At 62.3% G+C, this 17,142-nt stretch carries 15 protein-coding genes; 9 read left to right on the forward strand and 6 right to left on the reverse strand.

Features of this window, described 5'->3' with window-relative positions; genetic code table 11:
• Positions 1 to 5: 5 nt before the first annotated feature.
• Positions 6 to 1,598, reverse strand: a complete 1,593-nt coding sequence (locus tag J2741_RS06955) for a PEGA domain-containing protein (RefSeq protein WP_209674270.1) — start codon at positions 1,596 to 1,598, stop codon at positions 6 to 8.
• A gap of 150 nt (positions 1,599 to 1,748) precedes the next feature.
• Between J2741_RS06955 and J2741_RS06960 the strand changes: the two genes are divergently transcribed.
• Complete coding sequence (locus J2741_RS06960; protein ID WP_209674271.1) at positions 1,749 to 2,648, forward strand: DUF362 domain-containing protein; 900 nt, start codon at positions 1,749 to 1,751, stop codon at positions 2,646 to 2,648.
• A 347-nt stretch (positions 2,649 to 2,995) separates the two neighbouring features.
• Here the strand turns inward: J2741_RS06960 and J2741_RS06965 are convergent, their stop codons facing one another.
• The gene (locus tag J2741_RS06965) at positions 2,996 to 3,370 is read right to left on the reverse strand and encodes a HEAT repeat domain-containing protein (protein WP_209674272.1); all 375 of its coding nucleotides are present in this window, start codon (positions 3,368 to 3,370) and stop codon (positions 2,996 to 2,998) included.
• 49 nt (positions 3,371 to 3,419) lie between these two features.
• The gene (locus tag J2741_RS06970) at positions 3,420 to 3,803 is read right to left on the reverse strand and encodes a hypothetical protein (RefSeq protein WP_209674273.1); all 384 of its coding nucleotides are present in this window, start codon (positions 3,801 to 3,803) and stop codon (positions 3,420 to 3,422) included.
• A 121-nt stretch (positions 3,804 to 3,924) separates the two neighbouring features.
• Between J2741_RS06970 and J2741_RS06975 the strand changes: the two genes are divergently transcribed.
• Both J2741_RS06975 and J2741_RS06980 read left to right on the forward strand, forming a co-directional pair.
• The gene (locus tag J2741_RS06975) at positions 3,925 to 4,440 is read left to right on the forward strand and encodes a metallophosphoesterase (protein ID WP_209674274.1); all 516 of its coding nucleotides are present in this window, start codon (positions 3,925 to 3,927) and stop codon (positions 4,438 to 4,440) included.
• Positions 4,441 to 4,513: 73 nt separating this feature from the next.
• Entirely contained in the window at positions 4,514 to 5,353 is an 840-nt protein-coding gene (locus J2741_RS06980; RefSeq protein WP_209674275.1) for an ion transporter, read from the forward strand.
• A gap of 11 nt (positions 5,354 to 5,364) precedes the next feature.
• On the opposite strand, the gene J2741_RS06985 is transcribed toward J2741_RS06980, so the two are convergent.
• Positions 5,365 to 6,651: a hypothetical protein gene (locus tag J2741_RS06985; RefSeq protein ID WP_209674276.1), complete on the reverse strand. Its 1,287-nt coding sequence runs from the start codon at positions 6,649 to 6,651 to the stop codon at positions 5,365 to 5,367.
• 93 nt (positions 6,652 to 6,744) lie between these two features.
• On the opposite strand from J2741_RS06985, the gene J2741_RS06990 reads away from it, so the two are divergent.
• The 6 genes from J2741_RS06990 (at position 6,745) to J2741_RS07015 (ending at position 14,597) form a co-directional block, all read left to right on the forward strand.
• On the forward strand, positions 6,745 to 8,448 hold the full coding sequence (locus J2741_RS06990) for an MBL fold metallo-hydrolase (RefSeq protein ID WP_209674277.1): 1,704 nt from the start codon (positions 6,745 to 6,747) through the stop codon (positions 8,446 to 8,448).
• 47 nt (positions 8,449 to 8,495) lie between these two features.
• Complete coding sequence (locus tag J2741_RS06995) at positions 8,496 to 8,816, forward strand: STAS domain-containing protein (protein WP_209674278.1); 321 nt, start codon at positions 8,496 to 8,498, stop codon at positions 8,814 to 8,816.
• 112 nt (positions 8,817 to 8,928) lie between these two features.
• On the forward strand, positions 8,929 to 10,290 hold the full coding sequence (locus J2741_RS07000; RefSeq protein ID WP_209674279.1) for a TrpB-like pyridoxal phosphate-dependent enzyme: 1,362 nt from the start codon (positions 8,929 to 8,931) through the stop codon (positions 10,288 to 10,290).
• 343 nt (positions 10,291 to 10,633) lie between these two features.
• Positions 10,634 to 11,776 carry an ATP-NAD kinase family protein gene (locus J2741_RS07005; RefSeq protein ID WP_209674280.1) on the forward strand — a complete coding sequence of 381 codons (1,143 nt, stop codon included), beginning with the start codon at positions 10,634 to 10,636 and terminating at the stop codon, positions 11,774 to 11,776.
• Positions 11,777 to 11,854: 78 nt separating this feature from the next.
• Positions 11,855 to 13,123, forward strand: a complete 1,269-nt coding sequence (gene thiC / locus J2741_RS07010) for a phosphomethylpyrimidine synthase ThiC (RefSeq protein ID WP_209674281.1) — start codon at positions 11,855 to 11,857, stop codon at positions 13,121 to 13,123.
• A 271-nt stretch (positions 13,124 to 13,394) separates the two neighbouring features.
• The gene (locus tag J2741_RS07015) at positions 13,395 to 14,597 is read left to right on the forward strand and encodes an aminotransferase-like domain-containing protein (RefSeq protein ID WP_209674282.1); all 1,203 of its coding nucleotides are present in this window, start codon (positions 13,395 to 13,397) and stop codon (positions 14,595 to 14,597) included.
• 222 nt (positions 14,598 to 14,819) lie between these two features.
• Here the strand turns inward: J2741_RS07015 and J2741_RS07020 are convergent, their stop codons facing one another.
• Together J2741_RS07020 and J2741_RS07025 are read right to left on the reverse strand one after the other, a co-directional pair.
• Positions 14,820 to 16,226 (reverse strand): hypothetical protein, encoded by a 1,407-nt coding sequence (locus tag J2741_RS07020; protein WP_209674283.1) that lies wholly within the window; start codon positions 16,224 to 16,226, stop codon positions 14,820 to 14,822.
• Positions 16,219 to 16,944 carry an ABC transporter ATP-binding protein gene (locus J2741_RS07025; protein ID WP_209674284.1) on the reverse strand — a complete coding sequence of 242 codons (726 nt, stop codon included), beginning with the start codon at positions 16,942 to 16,944 and terminating at the stop codon, positions 16,219 to 16,221. The genes J2741_RS07020 and J2741_RS07025 overlap by 8 nt, the downstream gene beginning before the upstream one ends.
• Positions 16,945 to 17,142: the final 198 nt, after the last annotated feature.

The following is a 17,142-nucleotide window of genomic DNA, read 5'->3' on the forward strand; positions in this document are numbered from 1 at the left end:
AGGTGTTATTCCTTTCTCCGAAGCAGGAGGGCTGCGGAGAGTCCGAGCGCACAAAGACCCGCGAAGGGAAGGGCTCCCGCCTTCGTGGTGGGGCTCGGAGTCGGGGTCGGGGTCGGCGTGAAGGTCGCGCTGACCGTGGTGGTCTGGCCCGCGGTCACCTGCACGGTGGACTGCCAGTCGGCGTAACCGCCGAGGGTGAGCATCACCACGTGGGAACCGGGAGAGATGCCCTGCAGGGTAAGGGGAGAGTATCCCCGGTAGGCGTTATCCACGTACACTTCGGCCCCGGACGGGTTCGAATCGATATAGAGCGTTCCCGAGGTGGGGGGCTGGGGATTCTGGGAGAGCGTGACCGCGACGGTGGTAACCTGCCCGGCATACACGGTCACGGTGGTGGTGTAGTCCTGGTACCCGGAGAGCTGGAGCATAACCGTGTGGCTCCCGGGCACGATACCGTTGATGTCAAAGGAGTCCCCGGGGATGGTCCTCCCGTAATACGATCCGTCCACGTAGATCGCCGCTCCGGCAGGGACGGAGCTCACGGCGATATCACCGGTCTGCGCAGCCTGGTTCGGGGTCAGGGTGGGGTAAATCGAGGTGGTCTGGCCGGGGTTTATGGTCACGGTGCTGCTGTAGGGCTGGTACCCGGCGAGCCTCAGGGTGACCGAGTGCTGGCCGTACGCAAGGTTCCCCACGGTCCTCGGGGTGCTCCCGTAGTAGGACCCGTCGATGTAGAGGTCCGCGCCCGAGGGAGAGGAGCTGACCTGGAGGTTTCCGGTGGTGGTGCTCGGGGTCAGGAACGCGTTAAGGGTGGTGACCTGGCCCGAATTTACGGTCACTTGTGCGTAATAGGTCTGGTACCCTGAGAGGTAGATTGAGATCGAGTGGCTCCCCGAAGAGACCCCGCTGAAGGTGCAGGGAGTGGTCTGGGTATATCCGTTGTCGAGTGTGCAGCGCGCGCCGGATGGGTTCGAGGTTACGTACACTGAACCGCTGGTCTGGGCGGGCTGCAGGTTCGCCTGCACGTAAATGGTCTGGCCCGGCTGGGGATTCTGGTTGTAGGTCTGGGTCCAGGTCTGGTATCCCGGGTAGGAGATGCTGATCGTGTGCCGGGGTGTCGCCTGAGTGTATACCGTAACCGTTACCGGGGTCTCGCCCTTGTACTGGCCGTCAAAGGTCACTTCGCCACCGCTCGGGGAGGACTGGATATCGAAATAGCCCGTATCCCCGCCGACCGGGGTGGTCACGGTGGGGATGGTGATGGTCACCGTGGGAGTGACCGGACTCGGCGTGAGCACCGCGTTGAACTGGGTGGTCGTGCCGGGTTCGGGGTTCCCGGGGACATACTCTGTCCAGGTCTCGTACCCCTCGAGCGATACCTCGATGGTATGACCGGGAGTGCCGGACACGGGAATGGTCGCGATCACGGGGGTTGTGCCTTCGTACTTACCGTCGATCGTCACGCTGGCACCCATAGGTGCCGAGGAGATCGAGTAATAGGCGACGTCTCCGCCGACCTGGTTCGCGCTCACAAGCCCGATACAGGTTCCGATCAGGATGAAAAGCGCAAATATCGTGATAAATGTCTTTAGACGCATAGTCTGTCACCAGTTGTTTCGATACAGATGGTGGAGACGGAAGCACATAAATCAATTCTTATCAATCCGGGCCTGCACGGGCGAAATGATTATGAGGGCGGAGGGGACCCATTCACGTAACACCTGGGGATCCGACCCCGGGGGCGAACGATGTCCAAAGTCTACCTCATACAAACTTCAGACCGGGCGGAGGGAATCCGGGCCCTCTTCCGGGAGCCTGTGGTTCCTGACCTGAAAGGGAAGCCGGTGGTCATAAAGGCGAACTATAACAGCGACGACCCGTTTCCCGCTTCAACCCATCCGGAAACACTGAGGGTGCTGGTGGAGGAACTCGGGGCAAGGGAGCCCGCAAAAATGACGCTTCTGGAACGGAGCGGGATGGGAAACACGCGTCAGGTGCTCACCAACCGGAAAGTGTTCGCCACGATGGACCGGCCCGGATGCGAGGCGGTGGTCCTTGACGAACTGCCCCGCGAGGCGTGGGTGGAGTTCCCTCCCGGGAACACCCACTGGAAGCACGGGTTTTACCTCCCGAAACTTCTCCTCGACGCCGGGGTGGTGGTGAACACCTGCTGCTGCAAGACCCACAGGTTCGGGGGGCATTTTACCATGTCCCTCAAGAATTCCGTCGGGCTGGTGGCAAAACGGCTCCCGGGCGGGCTGCACAACTACATGTGGGAACTGCATGCTTCCCGCGACCAGCGGAGAATGATCGGGGAGATCAACGCCCATTACCGGGCCGACCTGGTGGTGATGGACGCCCTGGAGGCCTTTGTCAGGGGAGGCCCCGAACAGGGGGAGCGGGTCGCCCCCGGGCTGCTGCTTGCCTCGACCGACCGTGTGGCGGTGGATGCGGTGGGCGTCTCACTCCTCCGGTTCTACGGGACTACCCGCGAGGTGACGAAGGGGAGCGTCTTTTCCCAGGAGCAGATCGAGACCGCCGCGGGGTTGGGGGTCGGGGCAGCCTCATCGGATGAGGTGGAGATAGTCCCGCTCAACGAATCGGCCGGGGAAACGGCGGAGAAGATAAGGGGAATCCTTGCCGGATAGATCTTTCCTTTTTTCCTCCGGGGAATTCCTTACGCACTCTTTTGAGTGGACTGACAAAGAAAATTGTGTAAAATCAGCAGGAATTACCAAAATGAAATGATTTTTGGCGTTTTTTAAGGTATATGACGCTCCAGGGGCTCAGCCCCGCCGCTGCGGCGCCCCGACAGGATATGCCTGAACTGTCGTGGGTCCAGGATCTTTTTTAATTATTTGATATTGAACGAAATCAGTCAGGTTAAACCATTAATTGTCGGAGAGCCGCACCTGTGGCCCAGGGTAAATGGGAGGCGTAGCCCGGGAAAGCAACGAAAAACAGGTTTTTAGAAACGTTAAATAAAATTTAGTTCCTAGAAGCACCCCTTCGACCGGAGCAGTTCCAGGAGGAGGGCGGCCCGGGTCTTCACGATCTCGTCGGGGTCGTCCCGCAATCGCTCCAGCACCGGGACCACGTTATTCACCGCGACCGCCTCTGCCTCGCCACGTTCCACCAGGGCCCTGAGGAGCGCCACCGCGGCCCCCCGTACGCGGGGGCTCCCGGCAGAGAGGCAGCTCGCCACCGCGGGGAGTCCGCCGCCGTCGATAAGCATCTTCGGGGACCAGGCGGGGTCCCAGGTGCTGGTGACCAGCGCCTCCACCGCGTTCAACCGTTCCTCCTCATCCTCGCTCGACATGAGGCGGATATTCCGGGTGAGCATCTCGGATTCCAGTGTGTTCTTTGCCATATCCTTCACCTTCTTCTCAATGTACCCTCACCGGCAGGGTGAGCCCCGGTTACAGGATCTGCTGCAGGGTGTGGCCTGCCATATCCCTGACCGCCTCGTACGGGTCGGAACCCTTGAGGATCGCCAGGGGAGCGGCGGCACCTGCCTGCCGGAGCTCATCCCCGAAACCCTGGACCGCCAGGCGGGAAAGGGCATGGATCGTGTGGAGCCGAATTTTCTCGTCGGGGTCGTCGAGTCCCTGGACGAGGAATGCGACCCCGCCGGCGTCCACGAATCTCCGGGCAAACCCGGGGTCGGTAAAGAGTCGTGCGACCACCCGGTCGACAAGGTTCCTGCGGGTACGGGAATCGCAGGTCTTCATCGCCGCGGTGATCGCCGAGAGGATAGCCTCGTTCTCGCCTTCGCCTGTGTTCATTCCGGCCTGTTCCGTCACCTGTTACACCTCGCGGGTTTGTGTGCCATATGAGAATCCGGGAGATAAATGTTGCGCGTGATCGGTCATGGCCAACGCTTTTATTCCCGGCCTCCCAGATCGGGTATCGGAGGAGCAGGAGATGCGGATCGGAATTGTCGGGGACAGTCACGACCACCTTCACAACGTCATCCGGACGGTGGCCTTCTTAAACGCCGAGGGGGTGGACCTGGTGCTCCACACCGGGGATTACATCGCACCCTTCGTGATTCCCGAGTTTGCCCGGTGCACCGCCCCGGTAATCGGGGTATTCGGGAACAACGACGGGGACCGTGGACTGCTCACCGCACGCTGCGGTGAATTCCGGAACATCGAAATCAGGGGGAATTTCTGTGAACTGGACCCGGACGGCCTGAAAGTCGCTCTTCTCCACGGTCATGAGGCCGCACTCCTGCACGACCTGGTGGAGAGCGGGTTCTTCGACCTTGTGGTGCACGGCCATACCCACCGGTCGGAAATATCCCGCAGGGGAAGGACGCTGGTGATCAATCCGGGAGAGATATGCGGGTATCTCACCGGCGAACCCACCTGCGCCCTCTTCGATACCCTCACAAAGGAGGCAAGGATCGTGCCTCTCTCCGCTTCACGGTCGCCATGAGGCCGGACCGGTCCATTTATGGGATTTGCGGAAAATTCAGTGCGTACGGGGAGTAACCACAGGGCGAAAGAGTATGACGAACACGATACGCCACGAAGTCTACGAGATCCTGGAAGGACCTCACATCGGGAAAGGGAGGGGGAAGTGGGCCGCCATCTTCTTCTCGGTGCTGATCGCGGTGAACGTGGGGGCGGCGGTGCTCGAGACCGATCCCACGTATTTCCAGGAATATTTCCCGTTTTTTTCCACCCTGACCATCTTTTCGGTGGGGATTTTCTCTCTCGAGTACATCCTGCGATTGTGGGTCTGCGTCGAAAACCCGGCCTATGCAGGGTCCCGGTGGGGCAGGCTCCGTTACGCGGCGACACCCCTGGCGCTCATCGACCTGGTCACCCTCGTCCCGTTTTACACCGTGTTCTTCATATCGAACCCGGATATCGCATTCCTGGTAAGGTTCTCGAGGATCCTGTGGATCCTGAAACTGGGGCATTATACCCCGGCCCTGGATACCATGGCGAAGGTGGTCAGAGTGAAGAAGGAAGAGCTCTCGGTAGCCTTTTTCTTCCTCTTCCTGGTCCTCATACTCTCTTCGAGCCTGATGTATTATGCCGAGCATGCCGCCCAGCCCACCAAGTTCACCAGCATCCTCGCTTCGATGTGGTGGGGGGTAGAGACCCTCTCCACCGTGGGATACGGTGATATCGTGCCGGTGACCCCGCTCGGGAAACTGATCGGGAGCGTGGTGGCCATCAGCGGTATCGCACTCTTCGCCCTTCCTGCGGGTATCCTCGCATCCGGGTTCGTGGCCGAACTGCGAAAGGAGAAAGAGGAGAAGCAGATGGGAAGCGGCGAGATCGTCTGCCCCAACTGCGGAGAAGTAATAAAGATCGAAGAGGTCGAAGGCCGGAAGTGATCTTACCCACCCTAACCCGTCCCTGTGACGTCCCGGATGAACGCTTCCATCCGGGAGAGGATGGCCAGAGCCTGCGATCCCTGCAGCGAATCGGAACATATTCCCGCGGAGAAGGTGATCCTCTCCGAGAATGTGCTGACCGCCAGCCCGAAGCCGGGAGGATATTCCACCGGAGGAAGGATCCAGGCGTCACGGACTACCGGTTCGCCAAAATCAAGGAGTTCCTCGGACAGTATTCCGGTATTGGAGAAGAAAGGATTCATCTTTTCGTTGCCCTCCTCACTCGAAATTTCAAGGTCCCGCAGCCGGGTCCTGACCGCATAGAAACCTTCGGCGAACTCCTCCACCTGGCGCATCGCAACTCCGAGGCCGGTTCGATCCGCTTTATGGGCTGCCATCCCGGAATTGACCGCGGCTACGAGTGATTCTCCGGCCAAGCCCCGGGGTATCCCGACCTCGAATGCCACCGACCCGTTGGCGCATTCGGCCATGGCCCCGGGGGCGAGCTGGCGGAGGTCCATGGCACAGAGTACGGGGAGGGGCCCGGGGGCATCGCCGTAAAAAGGCGAGAGAGCGTGGAAATACGCGGCGAGAAACAGGTCGTTGAGGGTAAACCCCCTGCCTTTGCACCATTTCCGCACCGGATGGAACAGATCCCTCTCGAGCGTCCTTGAGACGAACCTCGTGCCACCCCGTGTCTTCCCCATAGGGACCCCCCAGACCCGGGTCGTCTCTCCTGCGGCCCGTCGTGCCAGCTGCAATGTATCCGGGTCGAAACGGTCGAACAATCCGGAAAAACCGCGGGAACCCGGGTCGGGATCGGGGATAGGGCGTTCCGGTTCCCGGTAAAACCGGGCGAGCAGCCCCGCCAGGTATTTCATCCCCCTGGCGTCGCAGAGCGTATGGTTCACGGAGAGGACCAGGGTATCGGATCCCGGACCGATCCGGGTGATACGGACCATGGGACCTTCCGCGGCATCGGGGCCGGGAGCGGCCAGGGCCAGTTCGAGATCTCCTTCACCCGGCGGGAGCGAGACCAGTGTACCGGCGCGTTCCCGGTACTCTCCGGGCAGGAAGACGGGAACTTCGCCCTCAACGAACCGGGAGCCCGCGAGGGGCTCTGCGAGGAGGAGACACCCGGCCGCTTTGTTGAGCCGCTCCCACGCGAGCGGCTCGTCGAACCTGATCACCAGGTGCGCCACCTGGCTCCATATCCCGGAGAGCAGGTAGTTCCACTGGTCGGGGACCGCGGCGGGAACGGGCGTCTTGTCTTTTGGGATCTCCTCTCCGGGGAACATTCTCCTGATTATTAGTACCATGAGGGATATAACTCTTCAAGCACGCGCCCGGGCCGAAAATGCCGGCAGGTCCCGGGCAGCAGAAGGGACGGGATGAAGATCGAACACCAGGTATGGCAGAAGGTACCCGGGACGAAGGGGCTCAAGCTCTATCCCTACATCCGGAAAGTGGACATCAACTCCTCGAATTCCTACCTCATCTCCTCGGAGCGTTTCATCATCCTCATCGACCCGGGCGGCCTGGAACCCCAGACCGAGGTCCTGCTTGAGGAGATCGCCCGCCTCCGGGAGGAGAATGACCGGCCGGTCCTGGTCTGCCTGACCCACATCCACCTCGATCACTGCCGTGAACTCCTCTTCAACCCCCGTCTCCGCGCCCTGCCCCGGATGGCGGTGGCGGTCCAGGACTCGGGAGCGGAGGCGCTGGCCCTGAAAAACCGGGCGGCAACCATCGCGGACATGCTCCATGTCGAGCTCCCGGACGGTGTCTCGGTGGATATACGTCTCGTAATCTCCGAGGAGGGAGACCGGGAGTACGCCATGTGCGGGGAGCGGATCATCACCTGCTGCGACCCGGTCATCCTGGAGAACGATGACTCGTTCCCCCGCCAGGTGCTCCCCCTGGGAGGAGGGGACACCCTCGAGTTCTTCCATACCCCGGGCCATTCCCCGGACAGCGTCTGTATCAGGGCCGGGGAGTTCTTCATCATCGGGGACCTTCTCTTCGGCACCGCCCCGGTCATCGCCGGCATTTACGGCTGGTCGGCAGGGGAACTGGTGACCTCCATCGACAGGGTGACAGGGTTCATCGCGCAGGGAGGAGTGACCACCTTCCTGCCTGGTCACGGGAATGCGCTCGATACCCCCACTATGATCCGGGCCCTGTCCGGGATGCGGCGCGAGACGATGTCCCTCTCGGGGATCGACATGATCGATGCGGAGTGGGTGAGCGAGACCGCAGGATATGGCCAGGAGCTGATGGCCGAAGTCGAGCGCCTCTTCACGGTCATCGCCGGCAGGCTGGTGTACGTGGCCCACGTGCTCGACGAGATCGAGGAAAGCGGCGAGGCGGACCGGCTCAGGGGCCTGATCAACGCCGACCTGGTGGACGAACTGATCGCCGATTTCAACTCATTCTCCCGGGACCTGCACGAAGGGAACATCGCGGAGCTCCACCTGGCATTGAAAGCAGGGCAGATCGTCTCCAAGCTGAACCGCATCTACCAGGAGGAGACGCTCTCCGAGGTACTCGACCTCTCGCTCGCCCGCCGGGCGGGCAGACTCCTCGAGGACTACGGGGCGAGGTTCCGGGGGTACCGCCCCCGGACGACCCTTATTCCTGCCGACCTGAACGAGGTGCTGGAAGCGGTTCTTACCGAACTCTCGGGCCCCGCCTACGGGGAGGAGGACATCCTCGACGTGGAGGACGAAGCGCAGTTCGTCCGGGCCCTGGTGGTGAGGATCGCGTCGGTGAACATCTTCGAGGGGGTGTCCCTGCGGTTCACCCCGGCCCCGGGTATGATCCCGGCGGAGATGGACCGGGAGCGGTTCGGGGAGACCATGGCCTATCTGCTGGAGAAGCTGGTCTCTTCGGGAATGAAATCCGTTACCTTCACGAGCGCGCTCCTCCCGGAGGGCGGAGAACTCCGGGCTGCCTGGACGGGGGGCTCCGCCCTCGGGCCCACGCCCCTCCGATTCGGGACCAGGCTCGCCGGGCTTGCGGGTGCACGGCTCGAGGTGGAGCCGTGCCCGGAGGGAGGGATGTTCCGGATGATCTTCCACGCTCCCCCCCTGTAACCTCTTTAACGGTCGCGGACTAACCTACCATAGCACAAGGGATTTTGATGGCGGACCAGGTTGAAGTGGTGAAGGTTGAAGGGAGGATCGATGCGAGCTCGGCTCCCGGTATGGAGGCGGCGATCAACGCCCCCCTGGAGCGTGGGGTGAAGAAGATCGTGGTGGACCTCTCCGGCGTGGAATATATGAGCAGTGCAGGCCTCCGGGTGCTGCTGGCCTCCCTGAAGAAGGTCCGTTCCCTGGGCGGGGAGATGCGGCTTGCAGGGATGCAGCCGTTCGTAAAAGAGGTCTTCGATATGACCGGGTTCTCCCGGCTCTTCTCGGTCTCTGCAACGGTGGAAGAGGCGGTAAAAAGCCTCTCCTCATAAAAAAAACATTATTTTTTACGGGAATTTTCCAGTGAAGGCGTTATCCCCATGCCGCCTTGAATCAACATATAACGACAACAATGTATTTATTTGTACAGAATAATGTAACTTCATGCAACCCAAGACCAAGATTCTCCTCGATGAGGACCAGATGCCCCGTCAGTGGTACAACATCCTCACCGACCTTCCCTCTCCCATGGACCCTCCGCTCCACCCGGGGACTCACAAGCCCCTGGTTCCGGACGATCTCACCCCTATCTTTCCTATGGAATTGATCCGGCAGGAAATGAGCGACAAGAGGATGATCGACATCCCGGAGGATGTGCGGGACGTGCTCCGGCTCTGGAGGCCGAGCCCACTCTACCGTGCGACCCGGCTGGAAAAACACCTGAAGACCCCGGCGAAGATCTACTACAAGTGGGAAGGGGTGAGCCCGGCCGGGAGCCACAAGCCCAACACTTCGGTCGCCCAGGCGTATTACAACATGAAAGCGGGGGTGGAACGGATCGCCACCGAGACGGGAGCAGGCCAGTGGGGTTCGGCGCTCGCGTTCGCCACCATGCTCTACGGGCTGGACTGCACGGTCTACATGGTCCGGTCGAGCTACACCCAGAAACCCTACCGGAAGTCGATGATGCAGGTATGGGGGGCCGAGTGCATCCCCAGCCCGAGCACCAAGACGAACTCCGGAAAAGCGGTGCTCGCAAAGGACCCGGACACCCCGGGGAGCCTCGGCATCGCAATCTCGGAGGCGGTGGAGGACGCGGCCACCCATGCCAACACCAACTACGCCCTCGGGTCGGTGCTCAATCACGTCTGTCTCCACCAGACGGTCATCGGTCTGGAAAGCAGGGAGCAGCTCGCCATGGTGGACGATTACCCCGACGTGGTGATCGGGTGCGTGGGCGGGGGGTCCAATTTCGCCGGGATATCGTTCCCCTTCGCCGGGGACAAGATGACCGGGAAGCATCCCGGAGTGGACATCGTGGGAGTGGAACCCGCGTCGTGCCCGACCCTTACGAAGGGGCTCTATACCTATGACTTCGGCGACGTCGCCGGGCTGACCCCGCTCATGAAGATGTTCACCCTGGGCCACGATTTCGTCCCGCCCTCGATCCATGCGGGGGGGCTCCGGTACCACGGCGACTCGCCCATCGTCTCCAAGCTCGTGCACGACGGGGTGATGCGGGCGGTCTCCTACCACCAGAGCGAGGTTTTTGAAGCGGCCCAGACCTTCGCCCGGACGGAGGGGATCATCGTTGCACCGGAGACCTCCCACGCGGTGAAGGCAGCGATCGACTGCGCCCTGAAATGCAGGGAGACCGGAGAGGCGAAGACCATTCTCTTCAACTGCTCGGGACACGGGAACTTCGACATGTCCGCCTACGACGCATTCTACGCGGGGCAGCTGGTGGACTACGAGTATCCCGACGCATTGATCAAGGAGGCCCTTGGAAGGCTCCCGAAGGTGTGAACGCCCCTCCACACCTCTCGTTAACAGTAACCTTTCCTTTCGTTTTTTTCCGGAAAATCTTTACAATAAAGGGCTCTGTTGACGTCCTCGATCTCCCTCATGTATGATCATATTCTCAGGGCTTCGACAGAGGTAGTTCAGGAAAAAACGATAATTTATGAAGCTTCCGGGACTCCGCCCCGCCGATGTGACGCCCCGAGGGATATGCCCGACCTGTTATAGGTCCGCCACACGCACCGCCGCATTGCGGGAGCCGGGTCCCAATCACAATGAAGCCCGCCGGCCGGTGCCCACGTCCGCCAGACCAGCAACCACAAGTCCTCCGGCTCCCCTACTCTTCCTGATGATACGCCGGATCGGATTCCTGGTAAATCCTGTGGCCGGGATGGGAGGGGCCGTGGGACTGAAGGGAACCGACGGGCTGGTCGAGGAAGCGCGTGCCCGCGGGGCAGTCCCCCGGGCGGGTGCGAGGGCTGCGGAGGTGCTGGGGCGCCTCCGTGGCTCCCCTTACGAGTTCCTCACCTGTGCGGGGCCGATGGGAGAGGATTCGCTTCGGGAGGCCGGTATCGCCGCGTTTCGAGTGGTATACACCCCCCCGCCGGGGACATCCCGCGAGGACACCCTCGCTGCCTGCCGGGTGTTCGTCGCGGAGGGCGCGGACCTGGTCCTCTTCTGCGGGGGCGACGGCACTGCACGAGATATCTACGAGGTAACGGGGGACACGGTCCCCATCCTCGGGATCCCCGCCGGGGTGAAGATGTTCTCCGCGGTCTTCGCGCTCACGCCGGAGGCTGCGGCGGAGATCCTGATCCACGACCCGGCCTCGCTCCACCTCCGTGACGCGGAGGTGATGGACGTGGACGAGGAGGCCTACCGGGAAGGGGCGCTCCGCACCCGGTTGATCGGGTACGCCCGGAGCCCCTACCTCCCCGGGCTGGTGCAGGGGGCCAAAAGGGTCTTCATCGACCAGGACGAGGACCGTGCGCGGCACGAAATCGCCAGGTTCATCGCCGAGGTGATCCTGGGGACCCCGGAGACCGTGTATATTCTGGGCCCTGGCACCACTACGGGAGAGGTCGCGAGGGAGCTCGGGGTGGAAAAGACCCTGCTCGGGTTCGACGCGGTGAAATCAGGCAGATTGGTGGGCAGGGACCTGAACGAACGGGGAATGCGGGCCCTGCTCGCAGGACCCGGCCCCGCCCGTCTGGTGATATCGGTGCTCGGGGCCCAGGGCTCGGTGCTCGGGAGGGGGACCCAGCAGGTCAGCCCCGCGGTGCTCCGGAGGATCGGGGTCGGGAACGTGATCGTGATTGCCACCCCGCATAAACTCGCCGCCACCCCGGTCCTCTTCGTGGACACCGGGGAACCTGCCCTCGATGCGGCATTCGGGGAGACCGTGCAGGTCATTTCCGGGTATCACATCGCCCAGAGGATGAAACTAGCGCATCCGCGCCGGGTGGGAGACGGGTCCACCCCGGGGGGATAGGAACCGTGGAGTTCGTCTTTTCTCATCACTTTCACCGCACCATGATGAACCGTGCCACCCAATACGTACCGTAGAACCATGATCACGGAGATCGAAGCGGCGCAGGCGGGAACGATCACTGACGCGGTGCGGCGGGTCGCCGCATCAGAAGGGAGGGACCCCGGGGAGCTCTCCCGGAGCGTGGCCGAAGGCCGGGTAGTGATTATGAAACGGGGGGATGTATCCCTCGGTATCGGTGACGGCCTGTCCACCAAGGTGAACGCGAACATCGGGACCTCCCCCGCCTGCTGCAACCCGGAAGACGAGGTGGAGAAAGCCCGGATTGCAGAATCCCTCGGGGCGCATACCATCAGCGACCTCTCCATGGGAGGGGACATCACCCTGATGAGGAGCCGGATCCTTGCCGCGACCGCCCTGCCCCTCACCACCGTCCCCACCTACCAGGCGGTCGCCGAGACAGGGCTCGAACACCTGAGCGACGAGGACCTCTTCGGGAACCTCAGGCGGCAGGCAGAGGAGGGGATCAGTTCCTTTGTCCTGCACCTCGTCTCCGGGAAGCTCCTCGATGGGGTCCGCCGCTCGCCCCGCATCATGGGCGTGGTGTCCAAGGGCGGGTCGATGATGGCCGCCCACATGGTCCTCCGGGGGTGTGAGAACCCTTACCTCGCACGTTTCGATGAACTGCTCGATATCCTGCACCGGCACGATATCGTGCTCTCTCTCGGGAACACCATGCGGAGCGGGTGCATCCACGATGCCCGGGACCGCCCCCAGGTCATGGAGATGCGGGAGAATGTCGCCCTGGCACGACGGGCTCATGAAGCGGGGGTCCAGGTGATCCTCGAGGGGGTCGGCGGGCACGTGCATCCCCGAAGGATCCCGGGATATATCAGTGACTATAAGAAAAAAAGCGGGTTCCCCCTCTTCGTCGCAGGACCGCTCCCCACCGATATCGCCATGGGGAACGACCATATCGCCGGGTGCGTGGGGGCGGCGCTCGCCTCCGGGGCGGGAGCCGACTATCTCTGTTACATCACCCCGGCGGAGCACATGGGCCTGCCCACCCCCGCCCAGGTACGGGAAGGCCTCGCGGCGTTCCTGATCGCCGCCCATATCGGGGACCTGATCAAGTACGGCAGGGACGACCGGGATGAGGCGCTTGCGATCCGGCGGGCGGCGCTTGACTGGAAAGGCCAGGCTGCACTCGCCCTGGACCACGAGAAAGCCTGCATCGCGAACCCCGACGGAGACCCCTGCACTATGTGCGGTTCATTCTGCGCGCTCCGGATCATGCAGGAGTTTTGCTCCGGTCCGGATGGCCGGGACACGGTGGAAAGGTCCCGGTAAGGCGGACCGCATTCATCCCGAACTATCTCTTATTTCGAACTACATCCCCACGCTCCTCGCGTGACAGACCTTCATCGCCTGACCGTGTAATGCAGGAAAGGAAGTCGAGGGCGCTCACACCGGTTTGCCCTTTTTTCCCTGGAAGAGTGGAATGAGGTCGGATTAACACACAGAGCGCCACGAGGACTCCAGGGGATTTATACCGATTAATCATGATAGATTCATCAGCTCCCCCGCTCAACCTTTTAGTTCGTATCAGAAGGCGAAAAGAATGGCAACACCAGCTCCCTATCACTTCTCCCGGAGGATCCGGGCCACGCCCCGGTCCTTTATCCGGGAGATCCTCAAGGTCACCGAGAAGCCGGATATCATCTCTTTTGCGGGCGGGCTCCCCAGCCCTGCATTCCTGGATGCCGGGGGAGTAGCCCTGGCCACGGGAGAGGTGCTCCGGAAGGAGGGGCGGTCCGCGCTGCAGTATTCCACCACCGAGGGCTGTCTGCCGCTCCGGAGGTGGATCGCCGACAGGTATGCGAGGAGATACTCCCTCGAGGTCTCCCCCGAGGAGATCCTGATCACCAACGGGTCGCAGCAGACCCTGGACCTCGTGGGCAGGATCTTCCTCAACGAAGGGGACCCGGTGGGGATCGAGGCACCCGGGTATCTTGGCGCAATCCAGGCGTTCTCCCAGTCCATGCCCAGGTTTTGCCCGGTCTCCCTGGAGCCGGACGGCCCGGACACGGCGGCCCTTGCCCGGGTGGTCCGGGAAGACCGGCCGGTCTTCTTCTATTGCATCCCCAACTCCCAGAACCCTTCGGGGATCACCTATTCCCCGGGGAGGAGGAAAGAGGTCGTAGGCCTGCTCTCAGGGGAAGAGACCCTGGTGGTAGAGGACGACGCGTACGGGGAGATCCGGTTCGACGGGAAGGCGCTCCGGCCCCTGAAGTGCGACCTTCCGGACCGGACCGTGCTCTGCGGGACGTTCTCCAAGATCGTGGCCCCGGGCCTCCGCCTGGGGTGGATGTGCGCCCCGAAGGAGATCATCGAGATGGCGATTACGGCCAAGCAGGCCTCCGACCTTCACACCAGCATCTTCTCCCAGCTGGTCCTCGCCCGGTACCTGGAGGAGCAGGATATCGACGCCCATATCAGGGAGATCAACCGGGCATATGCCGCCCGGTGCACTCTCATGGTCTCCCTCATGGAGGAACTGTTCCCGCGCGAGGTCACCTTCACCCGGCCGGCCGGAGGGATGTTCGTCTGGCTCACCCTTCCCCCGGGGGTGTCGTCGATGGAGCTCTGGAGAAGGGCCCTGGAGGAGAAGGTGGCGATCCTCCCCGGGACGCCGTTCTACACCGATGGAAACGGGGACCGGGGGGTCCGGCTCAACTTCTCCAACGCGGACCCGGAGACGATCCGGACCGGTATCACCCGCCTCGCCGGGGTCCTGGAGAAGTACCTCCGGGATATCGCCTGACCTGCGGGCGCGACGCATGACCGGAAAGGTTCTCTTTGTATGGAGAACTCTTTCCGGCGGTCCTTAGCCTCCGGGAGTGCCCCCCCGGGTGCTGGGTATTCTGCAGTCCGAGAGAAATTCCCGGATTCCCGGCACGGAGAGGCGGTTTATACCCCCCTTTCTTTCCCAGGTTCAGGCCGGGCTGTCGCGTCGCCCGGGAGACTCCTTCCCGTGTTCCGACATTCAATAGGTCGTATGCTCCCACGAGTTCCATTTCCGTTCGCTCCGGGGCAAAAGGAACAGCACGGGGACCGCGAGTACTACGGCCGAGAACGCCCAGAGCGGGTTTGCAAACGAGAGCGCGATCAGGACGAGCAGCACAGGCGAAAGCGCGAGGAAGAACAGCCCCAGCACCCTGGGATTATAGATCAGCACGTTCGGGGAGAGCCCTGCGAGCCAGGTGATGACCGCGAGGGCGTAAAACGAGACCCCCAGGCAGAGGACCAGCCCGGGGACGAGATAGAGCACCTGCCCCGATCCCATTGCCACCAATGACAGGAACGCGACCGGGATCGCCTGCATGACGGTAAACGTGGTCACCTTGCTCCGCATCACCGAGCCGGCGTCGAGGGGGAGGAACGCGTAGGTGGAGAAGGTGTCGAACTCGGTGATCCAGGTATACATGGTGGACGCCACTACACCGGTGAGCAGTGAGAAGACCAGGAAGACTCCCGGCCCGGGTATCAGGGCCGAGAGGAGGGAGAGGAACAGCCAGATCAGGCCCAGGGGGAGGAGGAACGAGAAGATCGTCTGTCCGACACCGCCGCCGCTCCGGGAGAGGTCGATTAAGTCTTTCGCGGTGAGCGCAGGGGATCGGAAAAATCCGAGGCGGGCCTGCAGGGAAGTGAACCGGTCGCGGAACCGTTTCTGTGCCTCATGATATTCGGTAGTGATGGCGGCGATGGAGACCGCGAACGGCACGAGTATCACGAGGAGCGAGACGACCAGCCAGGAGGCCGTGAACTGCAAAAAGAGCCGGAGCGGTGGGTAGAGGCTCCCCGGGTCATGGTATCCCCCGGTATAGACCGCAGCCGCACCTGCGAGCAGCACGACTGCCGCCGCCGCCAGCAGCCACCTGGACCACGCGTAAAGCGTGGAGAAAAAGAATGCAAAGGAGAGCCCGGTCAGGAAGGAGAGGGAGAGGGTGAGCGCGAGAACGAAGGGGGTCCCCGGCGATACGCCGATGAACGGCGAGGCGGCACCGAACCCGATGACGAAGGGGAGGATCCAGAGGATGAAGTAATAGACCACGTCCTTGACGATGAACGTGGAAAAGATGTGCCGCTCGGAGAGGGGGAGGCTCCGGGAGGAATACGCGATCAGGCTCACCTGGCCGAACCTGCGGTTCATCACCTCTTTCCCCAGAAGCCCGAACGCCCCGACCATCAGGCCCAGGAGAGCGAAAAGGGCGAATGCGAGCGTCGCGAGGGTCCCGGGCGGGATGACCGCCCGGAAGATGGGGAGAAGGAACGACCCCATGAAGGCGATGGCGAAGATCAGGACCGGAAAGAGGGCGAAACTGGAGTTCCCGAAGAGCGTTGCGTGGAGACGCCACTCCTCCCTGACCATCGCGACGAAGAGCTCAAACATGCGACTCCTTCCTCACCAGGGAGAGGAAAAACTCGTTCAGGTGCTGTTCGCGGTCCCGGAGCTCGCGCACGGTCCCTGTGTGGATCAGCCTTCCCTGGTGGAGGATGGCAAACGCGGTGCAGATCTCCTCCGCGATCTCCAGGATGTGGGTTGAAATAAAGACCGTGCCGCCCTTCTCCACGTATTCCGAGAGGTACCCTTTCACCTTCTCCTGCATCACCGGGTCGAAGTTGATCAGCGGCTCGTCGATCAGGGCCAGTTCAGGACGGTGGAGGAAGGCCTGGGAGAACATCAGTTTCTGCCGCGTTCCCCGGGAGAGGTCCCTGCAGAGCACGTCTTTTTTATCCGAAAACTCCAGGAAATCGAACCACCAGTCGGCCACCGCCCCGATATCCCCGATCTTTCTCACGCTCCCCACGAAACGGAGATACTCTTCGGCGGTGAGGAAACTGGGCGGCGTCTCCTGCTCGGGGATGATCCCCACCCGGGCCCGCACCCCGACCGGGTCCTTTCCGGGGTCGAGCCCGAACACTGTCGCAAAACCCCCGGTCGGGCGGATCTGGCCGGTGAGCATCCGGATCATGGTGGTCTTCCCCGAGCCGTTCGGGCCCAGCAGCCCGTAGAGTTCCCCTTTCTTCACCGAGAGGCTCACATGGTCCACCGCGACGGTGGAACCGAAGGTCCTGGTGAGCCCTTCCGTGGCGATCATCGTCTCCATGTTCGCATCAGCCCTTCCTGTATAGAAGGAAAAGTTCGGGCCGAGGAGAAATAGTTACCCGTTCGCAGAGGGTTTCCCGGCGGTTTCCGGGCAGTTGCCGGGTTGTCGCGAACAGGTACTCCCGGGGGGAGGGACCCGGCACCTGCACCCGGTCCCGACTCCCACCATTTATCAGGGCCCTTTACCAAGTTCCTGGTA

Origin of the sequence: Methanolinea mesophila (genome assembly GCF_017873855.1) — an archaeon.
GTDB classification, from domain to species: Archaea; Halobacteriota; Methanomicrobia; order Methanomicrobiales; family Methanospirillaceae; genus Methanolinea_B; species Methanolinea_B mesophila.